This is a genomic window from Arenibacter arenosicollis, from assembly GCF_014397245.1.
GTDB classification, from domain to species: Bacteria; Bacteroidota; Bacteroidia; order Flavobacteriales; family Flavobacteriaceae; genus Arenibacter; species Arenibacter arenosicollis.
In genome coordinates this window covers 42,329-61,248 of sequence record NZ_JACLHY010000002.1, presented here as the reverse complement: position 1 = coordinate 61,248, position 18,920 = coordinate 42,329, and the positions used below count along the sequence as shown (strand labels likewise).

Sequence of the window (18,920 nt, the reverse complement as noted above, 5' to 3'; positions counted from 1 at the left end):
AGGCAGTAAGGTATTTTTATTCTCAGTATTGCCTAGCCAATATTTATTGTACTACAACGAATTGGCAGGTCATGTTTAGCGAAGCATTCCGTTAATTTGCTATTTTAGAGGTGCTTAAACATATTTAATGGTTCTCGCCATTGCCATAAAACGATTTTTAAATGTTGTGTGCATGGGCTGCACCCTGATTCTTATGTCCCAAAATTTGGTAGAGAACCCCAGTTTTGAATCTTTTTTGGAATGCCCAGATCATTTAGGAAATTTTGGGCAAGACCTTAAATATTGGTCGGTACCCACTCTCGGCAGCACCGATTATTTTAATGCCTGTAGTCTTAGTATGGGGGTGCCCAACAATTTTATGGGAAAACAGATGGCGAAATTTGGGGAGGGGTATTTGGGATTTTATATGTACGCCCCTGAAGATTATAGAGAATATGTACAAGGTGAGCTAAGGCAACCTTTGCAGAAAGATCTTACCTATACACTTTCATTTTATATTAATTTGGCCGAGAATTCTGATTATGCCATACGTGATTTTGATATTTTATTGTCATCCAAACCACTGGAGATTAAAATAAAAAAGGGACTCTCCAAATGGCAGCTTTCTAAAATTGAGGGGAACAATTTTACCTTTATCGAGATCTTGGGAGACCAATTCTTCATTGATGAGAGTTCTTGGACCAAAGTGTCCACTACCTTTGTTGCAAATGGCGATGAACGGTTTATTACGGTTGGAAATTTTAAGGACAATGCCACTACGAGGCGACAGAAGTTGGTGAAGGAAAAAAATGTGAAGGGGGCCTATTATTACTTGGATATGATATATGTTGGCGAGGGTATCCAGTCCTATGCCTTGGACGAGGCCCATGTTTTTGAGAACGTTTTTTTCAATTTTGATGAGTTTGAACTCGGGGATAATGGCACTCAGGAGATAAAGCGCGTATTCAATTATTTGCAATCTGATAGTACTTTGCAAATTGTAATCAATGGTTATACTGATAGTATGGGCACCAATTCCTACAACATGGAACTTTCTGATAAACGCGCTTTGGCCGTTGCCAATAGGCTCATCCAACTGGGTTTGGCCGGCAAAAGAATTACTTGGAATGGTTTTGGAGCCGCCAGACCCCTTGGAAATAATGGAGATGAAGAAGGCAGGGCTCAAAATAGGAGGGTGGAATTTATAATCTCCAAATCCCTTGAAAAGTGAGCATTTTATGGGGTAGTCGAAATTATTTTAGTTACTTGTTAAAATTCTTGCCTTTAAATGATTGTGGTTCAAACTTTTGGAACTATATTTGATTTATAATAAGTAATTAATTTAAATTTTAGTAATGAGTAGAGGAACAGTAAAATTTTTCAACGATGCCAAAGGATTTGGGTTCATCACCGAAGAAGGTTCTAACAAAGAACATTTTGTACACATCTCTGGTTTAATCGACGAAGTTCGCGAAGGCGACGAAGTTGAGTTTGAACTAAAAGAAGGAAAAAAAGGATTAAACGCAGTAAACGTTAAAGTTATTTAATAAATACTTTTTAATTTCTTAAGACCCAAAGCCTATCAATCGATAGGCTTTTTTTTGTTCGTGAGACCCGTATTTCAAAAGCCGCAGGCGCATTGGAATAGGATAGTCGAACGAAGCCCGCCTTTTGGCGGGGTTTTGGGTTTAATACCCAGATCTTGGGACGGTTTAATACCCAGGTCTTCGGGTACGTCCATTATAGGAGCCTAGTATTTGGTTTAGGTTTTAATGCCATTTATTAAGTTATGAAGTTGAATATTGTTGCTTCACAATGTGCTGATATGGCTATATATTTTTAGACCTTTGCTGGTCATAGTTTTTATTCTTTATATTGGTCTATGGAAACATTTATTTACATTATTGATAAATAGGCAAGCTATTCCCCATATTAATATTGATAGTTTCCTTCCCTAACTAAAATGCTATTGTTCCTATGTTTGAATATTTAGATAAAATAAAATTGCTGATAGACAAAATGTCCATAGACCAGCAGGAACAATTGATCACTGCCTCAAAAATGGTAGCGGAGGTTATTAAGAACGATGGAATAATTCACACCATTGGTACAGGTCATTCCCAAATAATAGGCATGGAAATGTTCGGTAGGGCGTCCAATCTGGCCAATGTAAATGCCATTATGGATGACATGGTACTTATGGCCAGCGGGGCAAGGAGATCGGCAGCAATGGAGCAAATAAGTGGTCTTGCCGAAATTCTTTGGAACAAATATCAATTTAATAAGGGAGACGTATTGATCGTTGTATCAAACTCCGGTAGAAATGCATTGCCATTGGAAATGGCCATGAAGGCCAAGAAGGAAGGTTTAAGGACTATAGCGGTCACTTCTTTGGAACAATCAAGAAAGTATGCTTCTAGGCATGAAAGTGGAAAGAAACTGTATGAGATCGCAGATTTGGTTATTGATAATTGTGTTCCGTCAGGGGATGGGGTTATTTCCATTAAAGATCTTCTGATCGGTCCGGCTTCATCCGTTCTTGGAATGATCATTGTCAACATAATTTCAACCGAAGCCATAAAAATTAATTTGGACAGAGGTGTGGATGTCGCTGTTTTTCAAAGTCAGAACATAGATGAGGCGGACAATGAAGCCCTCTACCGTAGATATGAATCTAGGGTAAAACATCTTTAGTAAAATTGGAGTCAACTAAAAAAAGTCGAATAGGGCCACAACGCCATTATACGAGATTACAATGGAAAATAAAAGTGCGGCATATAAGCCCAAATTAAGCCAAAAACTTCCTTTGTATTGGCCCATCAGTTTTTTGTTATTGATCAATAAAATAATCCCTAGAATTACTAGAGGTAGGACGAATACATTAAAAACCTGGGACAAAATCTGCATCTGAATAGGATTGGCTCCAAATACAGGTACAATTAGAGCAAACAGGCAGGCAATGGCTGTAATTATCTTAAACTGCTTGGAACTGGTGTCCAATTCACCTGATTGGTAATCGGCTAAGAGAATGGGGGCTATGAGTAGGCATGGGAATATTGAAGATAGCCCAGCACTTAAAGTCCCAAAAAAGAAGAGGGTCAATGCGAATTTCCCTGCAACCGGTTCTAGGGTATTTACCATGTCCAATACTTTGGTTACGGGTTGACCTTGGTGAAACAAGGCTCCGCTAGCTACGGCCATAACCGATGCACTAATTACAAAGACCAAACCTGCGGCTATAATGGCATCTTTTTTTTGTTGGTTGAGATTGCTGATATTCCAACCTTTGCCCTTAACGAAAAGCGGACGGGACAGAAAGGTGGCAGCTGCCATTGTGGTGCCTACAAACGCAGCCACCATCATTTTTCCTCCCTCTACCTGTGGTATGGATGGTATTAATCCTTTGGCGACCTCAATGGGTAGTGGGTAGACCATAAAAAGAGATATTATAAACGAAAGCCCCATGATGGTCACGAAAATGACAAGAATCTTTTCGAAGAAGGCATACTTCCCTACCATCAAGAAACCGTACATAATTATTATGACCAATATGGCTATTATCAATACTGATTCATAATGATAGCCACCCAAACCAGGAAAATAGATTAGGAATATCTCGAAGATAATGTTCGCAGAAATCCCTAAAATTCCCATTAATGAATTCCATTGTCCAAATGAAATTCCTATAATGATCATTATGGCAATGAGCTTGCCCCATTTCAGGTGCTTTTTAAAAGCGTACAAGGCTGTTTCCCCAGTAACCAGTGCAAAATTGCCATAAGCAAACATCAAGATTCCTGAGAACACACAACTTAAAAGCAAAACCCATAACAATTGCATACCGTAAGTGCTTCCTGCAACGATCATGGAGGTTACACTCCCCGTGCCAATAGTATAACCAATGGCAAATATTCCTGGGCCAAAGGCCAATACTAGTGCCAATATCTTTTTTAGAAACGATTTTTTTGAGGTCGGGGATTCCATACCTTTAGTTTCTTAGTTTTATAATAGAGACCAAGGTTTCGCGAACGGTATTTTCCAATCCTACAAAATCTTTTTTGTTCAATATATCCTTGCTGATAAGCTGGGAGCCCAGCCCTACGCAGGTTACGCCGGCATCAAACCACCCCTTCAGGTTGGAGGCTTCTGTACTTACTCCTCCAGTGGGCATAATACTTGTCCAAGGTTGTGGTCCTTTAATGGCCTTTACAAAAGAAGGGCCATAGGTAGATCCAGGAAATAATTTTACGATTTCGCATCCCATTTCCTCGGCTCTGTTAATTTCGGTCAGGGAACCGCAGCCCGGTGACCAAAGTACTTTTCTTCGGTTACAGGCAATGGCAATATCCTCCCTTAGGGAAGGGGTTACAATAAAATTGGCACCCATCTGCATATATAGTGATGCCGCTGCAGCATCTGTTATGGAACCAACTCCCATAATCATGCCCGGCAGTTCTTTAATGGCAAATTTGTTCATTTCAGAAAAGACTTCGTATGCGAAGTCGCCCCGTGCTGTAAATTCCATCAATCTGGCACCACCGTCGTAGCAGGCTTGCAACACTTTTTTACCAAGTTCTATATCCGGATCGTAGAATAAGGGCACCATACCTGATTCCTTCATTGCCGTTGCTACTTCTATTCTTGAATATTGTGCCATTCGCTTTTTATACTTTGTTTAATATCTTGTTGAAATCATAATCCGATGGATTATCCAAATAAACCTTTGCACGGTCATAATCTTTTTCCTCCAAATAATGTAGATTCTGAAAACAAAGTCGGATAAATTCGGAATCGATATCAACCAATCTAGGTGCTATTTTTCCATCCTTATCCTGTAGATCCGTCAAAAATAGTGGAGATACTTCTCCTCTAGAATTGGCAGTGACAATGCATCCGCTAAGGCCTTCATCGAATAATTTCTTGACTCCCAGACCCAAAAGAGTACATAATGTTAGGTCAAAGCCAATTGGTCTGCAACATCGGAGTTCATAGCCCAGTTCAACGGGCCTACTTTTAATATGTATATCCAGTTCTTTCAATTTCCTTTGCACCAGCATGTTAAAAATGTGGGATTTACTAACATTGCCCAGTTCGGGATGACCGTGATCGTCGTATGTAAAATTTATTCCACAATGTTTAATTTCTGAATCTGGCATGATATGGAATATGCCTTCACTGACAAGGGCAACGCCATAATTTATATTTTCTATTTTTCTTTTGACCATCGAGGAGATAATCATTCGGACTACCTTATCGAAGGTAATAATGGTTTTGTTGAACATTTCAGGAATAACCATCATTGGAAAATGACAGCTAGCTGCAATTCCAAGAGCTAAATGTCCAGCAGACCTTCCCATGGTGGACATTACGAACCAGTTTTCACTGGTACGTGCGTCTTCATAGGTAGTAGTGCCAATTCTTACTCCCTCATCTTTTGCGGAATGAAAACCAAAGGTGGGATTCCTGTCCGGTAAAGGAAGATCGTTGTCTATGGTCTTGGGAACATGAATGTTGGATATGACTATGTTTTCTTTCTTCAAATAACCCGTAATTCTATTGGCAGTAGAGGCTGTGTCATCACCACCAATACTCACCAATAGTTTTACATTGTTTTCGGAAAAAAGGGCAGTATTCAATTTTTCATTGCCGGGTTTGAACCGACTCATGATCAAGGTGGATCCACCTCTGCTAAAAATTCGATCGGCATGGGGGAAATCGAATTCTTTTATTTTGGGATGTTCTGAAAAGATTCCTTTAAAGCCCTCATGTAATCCAATGACCCTATAACCATCCTTTAAAAAAATTTTTGCCACTGTGCCTATTACAGCATTGATGCCGGGCGCAGGACCTCCTCCGCAAATAATTAATATGGATTTTTTTTTGGCCATTTTTATCTTTTTAGAACATCACTTGAATTACAGAGCCATTTTCACCCCACAATTTATTAAAATTGATACTACCCTTTTTAATCTGTTTAATGAGTTAAGTGTTGGCTAAATACTAGCCCATCATTATTATCATTATTGCTTAATGTCGGGAATGAAACCTTATCAGAATCAAGCTATGCTTCCAAGTCTACAACTTCCGTTGCACTGCCATATCTTAATAGGAGGGGCGGCAGCCACTTAGATGTTTGTTAAATCATCATGAAACTTGGAGGCAATCATTCCCATTTATTCTTTCTTTAAATTCCTAAACCTTGTCCTCCACCAATTTGGATAGTTTCGGCTGTAAGGAATGCAGCATCTTTGCCTGCCAAAAATGAAATTACAGAAGCTACCTCTTCAGGTTGCCCCAATCTTCCCAACAAAATATTGTTTTTCCAAGAAGCGAAAACTTCAGGCTTGGTAGATTTAATTTCAGTATGGAACGGCGTGTCAATGGTACCGGGGGATACTGCGTTTACTCTAATCCCATATTCAGCAAGATCTTTTGCCAATGCCCTGGTTATTGCATGAACACCCGCTTTGGATGTACCATAAATTCCAGCTCCAGGTCCTCCAGCATTCCAACCAGCAATGGACGTATAGTTAATTATAGTAGGTAGGTCTCCCTTTTTAAGATAAGGTATGGCAGCTCTTGAAGCGAAAAACACTGAATCAAGGTTTAATGCCATTACAAATCTGTAAAAATCCGTTGTCATTTCTTCAAACCTAGATCTTCCTCCCAGTCCACCTGCATTATTTACAAGAACATCAATCTTTCCATACTTTTTACCGATTTTGTTGATGTTTGCAGTTACTTCTTCTTCTTTTGTAACGTCAAATCCATAATATTCAGCGGTGATGCCTTCCGCGGTAAGCTCTTTTAATCTTTTGGCTCCTCCTTCATCATCGATACCGTTTAAAACCACGGTATATCCGTCTTTACCCAATCTCTTTGCTACTTCGAAACCAATTCCACCGGTAGCTCCGGTTATTACTGCTACTTTTCCGTTTGAATTACTCATATCTCTAATTGTTATTATATTTTGTTTAAATTATTCTACTGATTTTATATTTTTTGCGAAATAATAGATAGATCCTATTCCTAGCGGAACAAAAATGGCTATGGCTATAAAGATTGGTGTGTATGAAACCTTTGCAATTACGGGAACTAAAAAGTTCATAATAATTACAGAAAATACACCAACCATCCCACCTAAACCAGCCAGTGACCCTACAGATTTACCGCTAAAAAAGTCGCTTGGCAGTGTTTGGATATTACCAATGGCAAATTGAAATCCGAATAAAACTATGAATACGATCGCTACGAATTTTTCTGGTGTGTCCGCAAATAAGATTGTTGCAATTAGACCCAGCACCATAATGATTCCACCTATGAAAATAGTGGTTTTCCTACCTTTATTTATTGAATTGGTTTTTGAAATAATGACTCCAGAAACATAGCCGCCCGCAATACTCCCAATAGCTGCACCTACGTAGGGAACCCAAGCAAACATTCCCACTTCTTTTACATTAAAGCCATACACATCAAATAAATATATGGGCATCCAGCCTACAAATAGCCACCAGATAGGTTCTAAGAAAAATCTACTTGCAACAATGGCCCAAGATTCCTTATGGGAAAGTATTTCTTTAAGGCTAAGTCCTTTTTGGTCTTCAGTGGCATTTTGATCGGCGATACTTTGTCCTTCAGAAATAAATTTTTGCTCTTCTTCTGTTATCCAGGGATGCTTTTTTGGCCCTGCCTTATTAATTAAAAGCCAAGGAATAATCCACAAAAGTCCAATGGCTCCTACGATTATAAACGTAACCTCCCAACCATAGGCCACAAAAAGGAGGGCTATTAACGGTGGCGCTATAACAGATCCAATTGAAGCACCGGCATTAAACAACCCTTGGGCTATGGCACGTTCCTTTATCGGAAACCATTCTGCGTTACTTTTAACGGCACCTGGCCAGTTTCCTGCTTCGGATAAACCTAAAGTTGTTCTAAAAAAGGCCAATGATAAAAAACCTCTAACGGTTGAGTGTAATAAAGTAGATAAACTCCAAATACCTATGCTTATTACATATCCAATCCTAGTACCAACTTTGTCGAATAATTTACCTGAGAATAATTGTCCCAAGGCATACGCTACCATGAAAATGTTTAATATATAGCTGTAGTGATCTTTGGTTAAGCCCAATGAATGCGATATAGAACCTTCAACATTTTCATTACCCCACATAATGGAAAGAGCACTTCTGTCTATATAATTAATAACAGTTGCTAAAAAGATAAGACCGATAATGAACCAACGTAATCCTTTAATTTTCATAGTATTTTGCTTTGGTATGTTATTATTGTTGCTATGTTGTGTATTGGCAATAAAAAGTAAGCAGACGAAATGCCTGTGCTTATCCAGATACTTGAATTATAGCTAAAATTTCCGGGGGTATTTAATGGGGTATTTTAAATACGACGTAATTTTATATTATTATTCTAAGTATTATTTCCCTTCAGTTATGCGTCGAAAGCGATAAAACTGTGCAATTTTATCCCCTGCTAATTTTCTATTAATCATTAATGTTGTAACAATATTGGTATAACATTTTAAAATGAATTTTCATTTTTTCCTTGGCCAATTGAGGGTCCTGTTTTTTTATGGCCTCATAAATATCCCTATGTTCTTGTATGCCGATAAATGCAATATTCTTATCACAAACATGATATTTGGTGAAATTGGTGATGATCTCTGGAGTTATAATCAACATAAATGTATTTATGGTACTATTGCCACATGCCTTGGCTATGGCCAAGTGGAACAATAAATCTTCCTGTACGGCATCTTCCCCATTTTTTACCTTTTCGGCATAGGCCTCCAAAGCCTCCTCTATTTGTTTCAAATCTTCTTTGGTCCTTCTCATTGCTGCCAACCTTACCGTTTTCAATTCCAATAGTATCCTTGTCTCTACCAATGATTTGAAATCGGATTTTTCCAGCCTCAAAATATCCGAGATCATACCATTCATTGCTACGGGACCGATATCGGCAATAAAAGTACCGCTTTGCGGCTTTGATATTAGGAGTCCATAAAACACCAAGGTCTCAATAGCTTCCCTTACATTGCCCCGACTCACCTCAAATTTTTCAGAAAGTTTTCTTTCCGAGGGTAATTTGTCTCCAGGCTCCAGGTTCTTGTAATTAATATAATCCCTGATTTTGGAAATAATCTCTTTCTGTATTGTGTCGCTTTCGTTTTTGGGGATAATTTCTATTTTCATGCTAATCTTGTTTGCCTTAAATTGGTTAACCAAATTGGTTAGTCAAATCTACATAAAATCAATAACTGAACGAAATTTAAATAGTATACGATTCCAATATATAAGTTTAAGTATTTCAGTTTTAAGAAATTTACCGGCCAGACCTTGAGCCGGTAAATTCCAATTAAAAAACTAACTATCACTACTCGTATTTAAAATCTCTCTGATTTTTAGTAACCATCATTTTGTGTAATTATTCCATCACTCGCAAGAATTTCTGAGTTTGGTATAGGAAACACATTATAATTGCTGCTTATCGTTTCCCCCATTTCCACATCTACGGTACCCGTTCTCACCAAATCAAACCATCTATGTCCTTCAAGGGCCAACTCCACTCTTCTTTCATTTGCAATTGCTTGTCTAACGTCAGCTTGTGAACTTACTGTTCCAGTTAAACTAGTTAATCCCGCTCTGGTTCTTATGGGATCTAATAAGGGAAGCACAGTTGATGCAGGAGCGCTATTTTCATTAAGTGCTTCTGCGTACATTAGAATAACATCGGATAACCTCAGTTCTATATAGTCCTGTTCCAGAGCTCCAGTATATTTCTTACTTCCATTCATATTATCCGTATCAATGGTAAGCGCCTTTCTTAAATCCGTACCTCCACCACCAGCACTACTGGCGTCAAAAGCGGCAATTAAGCGTGGATCTAAAGGCGTAAGGGCTTTTGTGTCTGCCCCGGTAAACCATCCTACAAACGTGGTGGCCGATCCATATGCGTTTGGAACTGAAGTTGATAATTGGGTTGCAAAAAGGATTTCTGAATTACCGTCGACTACTACGTTGGCAAAGTCGCTTTCCAAACTAATCCCTGCTGCAGCAGCACCGCTTACAACAGCTCCAAGCATTGTTGCAGCTTCAGAAAAATTACCTCTATACAGATATACTTTTCCTAGAAAACCCTGAGCCGCAATTTTGGAAGCTCGCCCACTTGCCAATCCAGAATTGTCTAAAACTGCTATTGCCGCTTGAAAGTCTGGAATGATTACGTTGTTGTACACATCGGCGGCCGGATGTCTTTTTAAAATGGACAAATCCGATGGGCTGGGCGAAGGAGATAAATTCACAGTGACATCACCAAAAACCATCACCAATTTAAAGTAGGACAATGCTCTTAAAAATTTGGCCTCAGCTATCTCAGTGGGCTTCGTTGAATTTTCAATGACATTATTGGCACTTAAGATTGCCTTGTACAAATTGCTGTAGAAGGGTCGAAAAAATTGCTCTACCAAATCCAGACCAGCTAAATCTGCATTGTAGGTGTCAAATGCCGTATATGGGCTTTCCAGCATCAACATATTGTCAGCTCTAAAGTCGCCCATCGCACCTAGAGGTGTTGAACCACCGGTCTGATAGTAATACGCCGCATTTAAAACGGGTCCAAATTCCTCCAAACCACTGGATTCAAGTAACAAAGGTGGCGTTTGATCCAGGTCGTTATCACATGCTGCTACTAACAACAAGGATACTATTACTAAATATATAGATTTCATTTTTTTCATGATTTCTTTATTAAAAATTAACATTTACACCCAAAGTAAAACTTCTTACAATTGGGCTCGCACCTTCTTGGTATCCGTAGGTGGTTGGACCCGCATAGCCTGAATTTTCGATCTCTACACCTTCGGGGTTAAATGAGGTATAATTATCTGCCATTATGTACAATAAATTGGTAGCTGCAACATATACCCTCATAGAACCTATGCCAATTTTATCCGTTAAATCAGGATTAAGGGTATACCCTAAGGTTATGTTTCTTAAAGCGGTAAAGGAAGCATCTTGAATCCCCGAACCATGTGCATTTCTGGTCTCCTGATAAAACTTGCCACTGGCATCGGCAATACCGTCATTATTGGCGTCAAAACTGGATTTTAATCTACCGCCAAATTGTGATTTCCAGTAGATGGGGTCAATATTGTAAAGTTCTGCACCTTGAGATCCTTGGAACTGGAACGAAAAATCAAAATTCTTTATGTTCATGGAACTAGAAAGTCCCCAATAGAAATCCGGTGTTGCGGATCCCAACTTCACATAATCTCCTTCATAGGTAATTTCACCGTCACCGTTTTGATCTACAACATACCATTCTCCGGCACCAAATCCAACGCCTCTAGAAGGATCAGACATATGTATAGTTTCAACCTCTCCGGTTACTTCATACCCCCACATTTCACCAATTTCACCTCCTACATAGTTTCTAAACTCAGGACCTCTACCACTCGGTCCACCGTAAATTTGCCTGGGCAGTTCGGTCAATTCACCTAGATTGGTAATTTCTGATTTAGCAGTTGATAAATTGGCGTTGATATTCCAAGAGAAGTTTTGTTCTGTAATTATTTTTGTATTAAGTTCAAACTCCAAACCGGAACTGGTCACATCACCGCGATTAAGTTTTATAGCAGGTGTCCCAAGAACTTCAGAAACACTTTGATTGATCAACATGTCTTGAACATCGGACGTATAGTAATCTACACTCAATCTAAAACGGTTATTTATAAACCCTGTATCAACACCGTAGTTTGTCTCTTTATTGGTTTGCCAAGTTAAATCTGGGTTTGCTATATCCTCAGGAATTAGAAATCCTGTCCCGAAAGCGGTCGGCGAGGTACCCAAAATGCTTAATGAGTTGTATGAACCTAAGAAAGAAGCGGTTCCTAAAGACCCGGTACTAAACCTAAGTTTAAATAGGCTAAACGCATCGGCATTTCCGAAAAAAGATTCATTATGAATATTCCAGCCTAAGGATAGTGCAGGGAATACTGCGTATTTTTCATTGGCTCCAAATCGTGAATCACCATCCCTTCTAATGGATGCCGATAATAGATAACGATCATCAAAGGCGTAGGCAATTCTTCCAAAAAAACCATTTCTCGACTGGGTCTCATCTATCTCGTTGGTAATCACATCTGCGGGGTCAAAAAAATCATAATTTAAAGGCAGACCAAATGGCACGTTGGATCCATTGTTTACAATTCCCTTATAATAGGTATTAACAAACTCCATTCCAGCCACAGCGGAAATGTCGTGCTTATCAGCAAACACTTTTGCATAATTTAAAGTGGTTGTACTTAGAACGGTAGATTTTTTTATATTGGATATATCCAACTCTGTTTGATTGGAACGTTGTTGGCCATCAGACAATATTCCATGATATTCGTAGGTCTGTGTGTCTTCAAGATCTGCTCCGAAAACGGTTTTTATATTTAAACCCTCTATGATTTCATATTGTAAATAAGAACTCACGTTCCCAAAATATGTCTTTTTCCATCTTTGGGAATTATCAAACTTCGCCGCTACACCTGCATCTCCTGTTCCTCCAATACCGTTTTGGTTTCTACCGTATTGCCAATCGTGTACTACATCACCTGGTTGCAAATCATAGATACTTGTAGGATCCAGACCTATACCTCTATAATCTTGGTCAAATGATCTACCTATGTTATTTCCAGTAAATCCGGAATTAAATAATGCCTGTCTTTTTTGATCCAACTGTTGAACGAAATCTATTGAGGCTTGCGTATGGTATATAGGACTTATACTATATGATCTCAAAAGATCTCTCATTTCCCAAGGTACAATATCTTGTTTGCCATAATATCCATTCATACTCAAGCCGGCCTTTAATTTGGTACCCAAGTTGGCATCTAGATTCATACGTCCGTTATATCTTTCATAACCTTGCCCTTTTACTATACCTTCAGTGTTCAAATAACCAAGGGAGGCAAAAGCTTTTATATTTTCAGACCCTCCGCTCACGCTGAAATCGTGGCTAGTTGAACTACCATTTTTGAATAGCCAATCTTCTATACTTACTACATCAGGAGCATTAGCGAATGCATCTAGTCTGTAAGCCAATAAACCTGGGTCGGTTTCGGAAAGATCATAAGCATCAGTTTGTAACTCACTGGCCCATTCCCCTGCAGTCTTAAGCATTTCAATGTCCTTTACATACTTGCTTGAAGTGCTTGTATATGAATTGTAATTAAAATTGACCTTTCCTGCTTTTCCTTTTTTGGTGGTTACCAAAATAACACCATTTGCACCCAAAGAACCATAAATAGCAGCTGAAGCAGCATCTTTTAATACTTCTAAACTTTCTATATCGTTTGGGTTAACGGTTGCTAAATTACCTGAAATCGGATAGCCATCCACAACAATTAACGGCCCTGAGTCACCTGAAACAGATGAAGCGGCCCTTATTTGAATCTTTGGATCCGCACCGGGTTCTCCGCTTTGATTTTGAATTCTTACTCCAGACAATTTACCCGCCAGGGCATCATCCACACGGGCCACTTGAACAGCAGCAACCTCATCTCCTCCTACTTTTGCTACCGCTCCGGTAAGATGTGATTTTTTTATAGTACCATATCCAACTACAACAACCTCATCAAGTTGGCTTGCATCTTCTTGTAAGATGATATTCAGTTGTTTTTGGTTTGTAATTGGAATCGATTGGGTTACAAAACCCAAAGACGAGAACTGTAGTACATCCCCGTTTTTTACCTCAATTTGGTAATTTCCATCAAAGTCTGTTGCTGTTCCTGTAGTAGTTTTGGCAATAATAACATTTACTCCTGGCACTGGGACGTTTGCAGCGTCCGTTACCGTTCCGGAAAGCATAAAGCCATCTTGGGCGAACAGGGCAACATTAACGAGCAGTAATGCTCCTAAAATGAGTTTCTTTTTTAAATTCATTGGTGTTTGTATTGAGTTAGAATTGTCAATTTCGATTATCGAAATCAGATTTTAAATGTGCTTGTGCATTCACATTTTTCCCACTATTTACTAAATCACGCAATCTGTATACAAGTCAATGTATTTTTTTATCTTTGCAGTAGGCGTGTTATAATAAATTATTACATGTCTAGGTTATTACTTCCCTTCAGAATGAAGTAAACTTTTTACAAAAGGATGGGTGTGCACCCGTCCTTTTTTTTGTCAAATCTTATGGTCTATTTTCAAATATTTTTCTTTTAACATGGCTGGTATTGTTATTTTTTTACTGGTAAACCAAATTGGTTAACCAGTTTGGTTTACCAAATATATGTTATTTATTCCTTAAAAAAAAGAACAAATTAAAATTTAACATTTGGAGGGTTGTTTCGCTTGAAAATGAGGCGATTAGATTCCTGTTTATAGGCCTTTGGTGACTCTCTGATGCCTAGGAAAAGGCAAGTCCGCCCGTGATATCGCTTCCTTTATAAGTCTAAGCACTTCGTATTTTTTGTCTTCCTGAAAAGGGCAGTTTTTTTTATTATGACTGCTTATCTCCAAAATAAGATACCCCTCCACCGCTTAAGAAATCTTCCCTTACAGGACTAAACGTGTCAATTAGTATCCCTTCTTCCAAACAAACTGCACTATGCAACAGATTAGGTTCAATATAAACTCCATCTCCTGCTTCTACAATTTTCTTTTCTCCATTAATTTCAAATTCGAATTTACCTGAAACACAATAGGTAGCTTGTGTGTGAAAATGTTGGTGTGGGGAACCTAATGCCTCTTTTTCAAATTTCACTTTTACCATCATGATTTGGTTATCGTAACCTAAAAACTTTCTTGATACTCCTCCTCCAAGTTCTTCCCATTTCATTTCTTTTGAGATGATGTACTTTTCACTAAATCTTTTCATTTTTTTTATGATTTTAATATGTCTTTACTCTTTTATATGAATCAATTCCATTTATTTTGGTGGTGTACCCTTACCTACTGTTGCTTCCCTAAACCATACTTCCGTATAACAGCCATTTTCATATTGTTTGGCGATATCACCTCCATAGGTTTCCGCACCTGCAAACCAAACCATGTTGGTTTCTGGACTTTTTCCATTGGTCTGGTTGTACGCGCCTTGTTTAAAATAATTCAACTCTCCGCTATAAGCAGTGGCACGTTCAGTCGCATCTTGCCCTATGGGGACAAATAAATTCTTCATCTGTACAGGAAAGTCTGATTTTTTTACATATTCAGATGAGATTAGATTTTTGGTAAATGTTTTAGTTTCGTGATCTTCACTTTTGAAGGTTAGATACATGATTCCCTTATAAACATTTACTTCATAACTGAATTCTTCACCCAATTCTATTCCATTTTTAGGCTCAGCGGGATAGTCGTTTTTACCTTTTCCAATGACAGACATATCGTGCCCCCAAACAGCATTGGAATATTCCCACCTGCCCGAATTGTCATCACCAACTGGATTGATTTCATAATTCCAAAAGACGGAACCTTTAGTGTGACCAGGAAATTTCTTGTAGAATATTTTTAGTGGTTCATTTTCATGTCCTTCACCACTGTGAATTTGCCCGACAACAGTTGAATAAGAGGCAGCAACTCTGGCATCGCCTGAAATGGAGACCTGCATTACCTTGCAGGTACCTGTTAGTTTACCACCTTCTTTAGGGAGCCATTCTCTTTTTTCGTGTAGTTCGGTTCTTGTATTACTGGAGTTTTTTGAAGTAACACCAGAATTTGGAGTTTTGTAGACTACCCATCGTCTTGTCCCGTCAATCACAGTGTAGAAGAAATCTTTGTGTTCGAACTCGGTGATATCTTCCACCTCCGTACCGTCACCCAACATTATTTTAAATTTATCCATAAAAGGAATCACCTCATTTGGATAAACCGTCTTAGTACTTAAGCCATCATTCGCTTCGAAATAACCTGCATTCGAAATGGCATCATCGCTGATGGTGATTTCTGCTGACTTAAACCAAACCTCCGCGTAATTGCCATCTGCATATTGTTTTTGTATATCACCACCATGGGTTTCGGCACCAGAACACCAAACTTTATTAACCTTAGGGTCTTTTCCGTTCGTTTGGTTGTACGTGCCCAATTTAAAAAAGAGGCCCTCACCGGCATACCCTTCTTTACGCTCGAGGCCATCCTGACCTATGGGTACGAATAAATTCTTGACTTGCTCGGGCATGTCTGAGCGATTTGCAAATTCAGACGAAATAAGATTTTTAGTGAATGTTTTGGTCTCATGCCCATCACTAGTGAATGTTAGATGCATCATGCCATCCTTAACTTCCACTTCATAACTGAACTCTTCCCCTAAAGTAATCCCATCTTCAGGTTCTGGGGGATAGGTATCTTCATCAGTACCAACAACAGAAAAGTCATAGCCCCAAACAGGAGTGGAATAATCCCATCTTTTTGAATTATCATCACCTGCCGTATTGATTTCGTAATGCCAAAAGATAGAACCTTTTTTATGGCCAGGAAATTTCTTATAAAATATTTTAAGCGGTTCATTCTCGTGCCCATCTGCACTGTGAATCTGACCAACCACTACTGAATATGTCGAAGCAACGTGCGCATCGCCCGTAGTTGACACGTTCATTACCTTTAGAGTAGCTTTCATTTTAGCTTCGGTCATTGGTGACCACTTCTTTAATTGGGCCAATTCCGTTCTTGTATTATGCGAAGTACCATGGGTATTTCCTGCATTTGGAGCTTTGAATACGACCCAATCGCCATGGTCATCACTGGCAGTAAAAAAGAAATTTTTGTTCTCATAACCAATAGCCTTGCCTACATTGGAACCATCACCTAAGATCAAATTCCAATGTTGAAAAAATGGTATGATGTCGTTTGCACTACGACCTATCGCTACATTTTCAGTTTTGTCTGTAGATTTTTGTTTCTTTTTTTCTGTACAGCCAATAAATAGAAAAATGGTACTTATCATGAATAAATAATGTACAGAAACCGAGTTGAATACTTTAAAGTTCATATTATATGGGTTATGTTTACTATAAAAACCGTATAAAGTCAATTTTTTTAACGGCTAGGATAATTTCTTCACAATCTTAATCAAACGTTTTACGAGATGGTTTTACCTGCAATTCTACGATAACGAAAGCCACTAATAAACAAAGCGAAAATATATTTGTAAAATTGGTTAACCAGATTGGTTTACCAAAAATACGCAAATATTTGGAACCACCAAATATTTAACATTTAATCGACCTATTTTATCCCTAATTAATAATAAAACGCGGGTAAAATCAATAATTCGGTAAACGTAAATTTTACTTCGGGCGAATGTTGTATTAGGGGACTTAAAAAGGAATTTATAAATAAGATACTTACTTCTTAAAATCCGCTTTCTTCAGCCATTTTTACGACACCGACTGTTAGTATCAAATTAGCGAATCGGCGCTGTTCACCTGTTTGAATAATTAAAGTGGTGGCAGGTTCTCTGATTTTGTCGTAGAAAGCCCATCGTTCCATCTCGATCCACGATACTTCACCCAGTAATTTTTTATAGGCATCATGTATTTCTGCATTTGCTTCAACAGGCTTTTCCATAACGATTGCACCTTGAACAGGGCAGACTTCCAGTATGCCTTCAAGTACTGTGAGAGCATCCAATAGTCCTGGACGAAAGTTGAGGTGTACGGTCGTCGAGTTAGGGCCATTCATAGCACCGACTGGCAAATTTCCGTCTGCAATGACAACTTGTGCAAAATGACCTGAACGCGCAAGCACCTCCATGATTGTTGGGTGTATTATCGGTGTTTTTAGCATAATATTATTTTAAAAAAATGGGTGAATAATAACCACAAATAGCCAAATAATACCTAGTGTTTTCTTTTTTATAAAAATCAATTATATATGATTCAACAGAGAACTACATATTGTAAACGCCGCCGTTAATGTCTAGTGTAGCTCCAGTAATAAAGCCATCGTATTCTGATGCCAAATACAAAACTGCTCGTGCTACGTCAGCTGCGTTCCCTGCTCGTTGAATCGGAATACCTGCTGTTGTGGCATCCGCTGATTCTTTTGTTGTATGGGTGTTGTGAAATGAAGTACCCAGAATAAGCCCTGGCGCGACCGCGTTAACTCGAGTGCCTTGAGGTCCTAATTCTGCGGACAGTGCACGCGTGAATGTTAAAATAGCACCTTTGCTGGTAGAGTAAGCTAATGACCCTGGGTGCCCACCTTTGCGCCCAGCTAGCGATGCCAAATTAACAATACTACTGTTGTCATTTTTTGCTAGGTAAGGAGCTGCGGCTCGCGTTACAAACATCATGGATGTAAGGTTAATATCCATTACCTTGTGCCAAAACTCAGCCTCCATTTCGCTAAGCATTTTACGCGCTACAAGTGAACCTGCGTTATTGATCAGTATGTCTAGTCCACCAAATGCTTCTATTATTTTTTCGACCATTGCATTTGCATCGGCTTCGTTTGTTAGGTCACCAGCTATAGTAACCGCTTTTTGCCCTTTGCTGGTCGCGTATTCAACCAATTGGTTGGCTGTATCTGCACTGGAAAAATAGTGGATGGCTACATTAGCTCCACTGTTGATAAAGTGTCTGGTAATTGATTCTCCAATTCCTTGAGCACCAGCAGTTATGAGAACATTTTTGCCAGCTATTTTGTTATTGTTTTTCATTTTTTTTCTACATTAATTTATTTAATCATTTTTAGTGAAATAGCCTTCATTCGACACGGCCTCGTCACTTACAGATTTACTTGCAGCTGTTAAATATTAGGAAAAGACAAAGGACTACGAACATTGCTACTGAGGTGATAATTTTTTTATTCAGTTTTTATAGTTTGGATTCAATTTTATTTTTGATTCAAAACTCAATTTTCTATAGGCTTTGATACTTCAACTAATAATTTATTAGGTTTTTATTATTGTTTCATTCCTTTCAATTTGAAACATTGGAT

15 protein-coding genes are annotated in these 18,920 nt (G+C 38.6%); 3 read left to right on the top strand and 12 right to left on the bottom strand.

The features are described 5' to 3' along the window. Nucleotides 1–127: 127 nt before the first annotated feature. The 3 genes from H4O18_RS03385 (at nucleotide 128) to H4O18_RS03375 (ending at nucleotide 2,673) form a co-directional block, all read left to right on the top strand. Nucleotides 128–1,210 (top strand): OmpA family protein, encoded by a 1,083-nt coding sequence (locus H4O18_RS03385; protein ID WP_246473954.1) that lies wholly within the window; start codon nucleotides 128–130, stop codon nucleotides 1,208–1,210. 124 nt (nucleotides 1,211–1,334) lie between these two features. Continuing rightward, a complete protein-coding gene (locus H4O18_RS03380) occupies nucleotides 1,335–1,526 on the top strand; it encodes a cold-shock protein (RefSeq protein WP_103440382.1) in 192 nt (63 codons plus the stop codon). Nucleotides 1,527–1,956: 430 nt separating this feature from the next. Continuing rightward, nucleotides 1,957–2,673, top strand: coding sequence for a sugar isomerase domain-containing protein (locus tag H4O18_RS03375; protein WP_187581706.1), 717 nt, complete (start codon nucleotides 1,957–1,959; stop codon nucleotides 2,671–2,673). 15 nt (nucleotides 2,674–2,688) lie between these two features. Here H4O18_RS03375 and H4O18_RS03370 read toward each other — a convergent pair whose 3' ends face one another. From H4O18_RS03370 to H4O18_RS03315, 12 genes are all read right to left on the bottom strand, one after another. Continuing rightward, nucleotides 2,689–3,963, bottom strand: a complete 1,275-nt coding sequence (locus H4O18_RS03370) for an Nramp family divalent metal transporter (RefSeq protein ID WP_187581705.1) — start codon at nucleotides 3,961–3,963, stop codon at nucleotides 2,689–2,691. Nucleotides 3,964–3,967: 4 nt separating this feature from the next. Beyond that, nucleotides 3,968–4,636: a bifunctional 4-hydroxy-2-oxoglutarate aldolase/2-dehydro-3-deoxy-phosphogluconate aldolase gene (locus tag H4O18_RS03365; protein ID WP_187581704.1), complete on the bottom strand. Its 669-nt coding sequence runs from the start codon at nucleotides 4,634–4,636 to the stop codon at nucleotides 3,968–3,970. 7 nt (nucleotides 4,637–4,643) lie between these two features. Continuing rightward, nucleotides 4,644–5,867, bottom strand: coding sequence for a 6-phosphofructokinase (locus H4O18_RS03360; RefSeq protein WP_187581703.1), 1,224 nt, complete (start codon nucleotides 5,865–5,867; stop codon nucleotides 4,644–4,646). A gap of 296 nt (nucleotides 5,868–6,163) precedes the next feature. Beyond that, entirely contained in the window at nucleotides 6,164–6,928 is a 765-nt protein-coding gene (locus H4O18_RS03355) for an SDR family NAD(P)-dependent oxidoreductase (protein WP_187581702.1), read from the bottom strand. A gap of 30 nt (nucleotides 6,929–6,958) precedes the next feature. Then, nucleotides 6,959–8,242 (bottom strand): MFS transporter, encoded by a 1,284-nt coding sequence (locus tag H4O18_RS03350; protein WP_187581701.1) that lies wholly within the window; start codon nucleotides 8,240–8,242, stop codon nucleotides 6,959–6,961. Between the two features lie 238 nt (nucleotides 8,243–8,480). Then, entirely contained in the window at nucleotides 8,481–9,188 is a 708-nt protein-coding gene (locus H4O18_RS03345; protein ID WP_187581700.1) for a FadR/GntR family transcriptional regulator, read from the bottom strand. A gap of 209 nt (nucleotides 9,189–9,397) precedes the next feature. Continuing rightward, on the bottom strand, nucleotides 9,398–10,732 hold the full coding sequence (locus tag H4O18_RS03340) for a RagB/SusD family nutrient uptake outer membrane protein (protein WP_246473952.1): 1,335 nt from the start codon (nucleotides 10,730–10,732) through the stop codon (nucleotides 9,398–9,400). Nucleotides 10,733–10,742: 10 nt separating this feature from the next. After that, on the bottom strand, nucleotides 10,743–13,925 hold the full coding sequence (locus tag H4O18_RS03335) for a SusC/RagA family TonB-linked outer membrane protein (RefSeq protein ID WP_187581699.1): 3,183 nt from the start codon (nucleotides 13,923–13,925) through the stop codon (nucleotides 10,743–10,745). Between the two features lie 559 nt (nucleotides 13,926–14,484). After that, complete coding sequence (locus H4O18_RS03330) at nucleotides 14,485–14,862, bottom strand: cupin domain-containing protein (protein ID WP_187581698.1); 378 nt, start codon at nucleotides 14,860–14,862, stop codon at nucleotides 14,485–14,487. A gap of 51 nt (nucleotides 14,863–14,913) precedes the next feature. Beyond that, complete coding sequence (locus H4O18_RS22450; RefSeq protein WP_187581697.1) at nucleotides 14,914–16,968, bottom strand: polysaccharide lyase family 7 protein; 2,055 nt, start codon at nucleotides 16,966–16,968, stop codon at nucleotides 14,914–14,916. Nucleotides 16,969–17,330: 362 nt separating this feature from the next. Next, nucleotides 17,331–17,765 carry an RbsD/FucU domain-containing protein gene (locus H4O18_RS03320; protein ID WP_187581696.1) on the bottom strand — a complete coding sequence of 145 codons (435 nt, stop codon included), beginning with the start codon at nucleotides 17,763–17,765 and terminating at the stop codon, nucleotides 17,331–17,333. Nucleotides 17,766–17,868: 103 nt separating this feature from the next. After that, entirely contained in the window at nucleotides 17,869–18,639 is a 771-nt protein-coding gene (locus tag H4O18_RS03315; RefSeq protein ID WP_187581695.1) for an SDR family NAD(P)-dependent oxidoreductase, read from the bottom strand. Nucleotides 18,640–18,920: the final 281 nt, after the last annotated feature.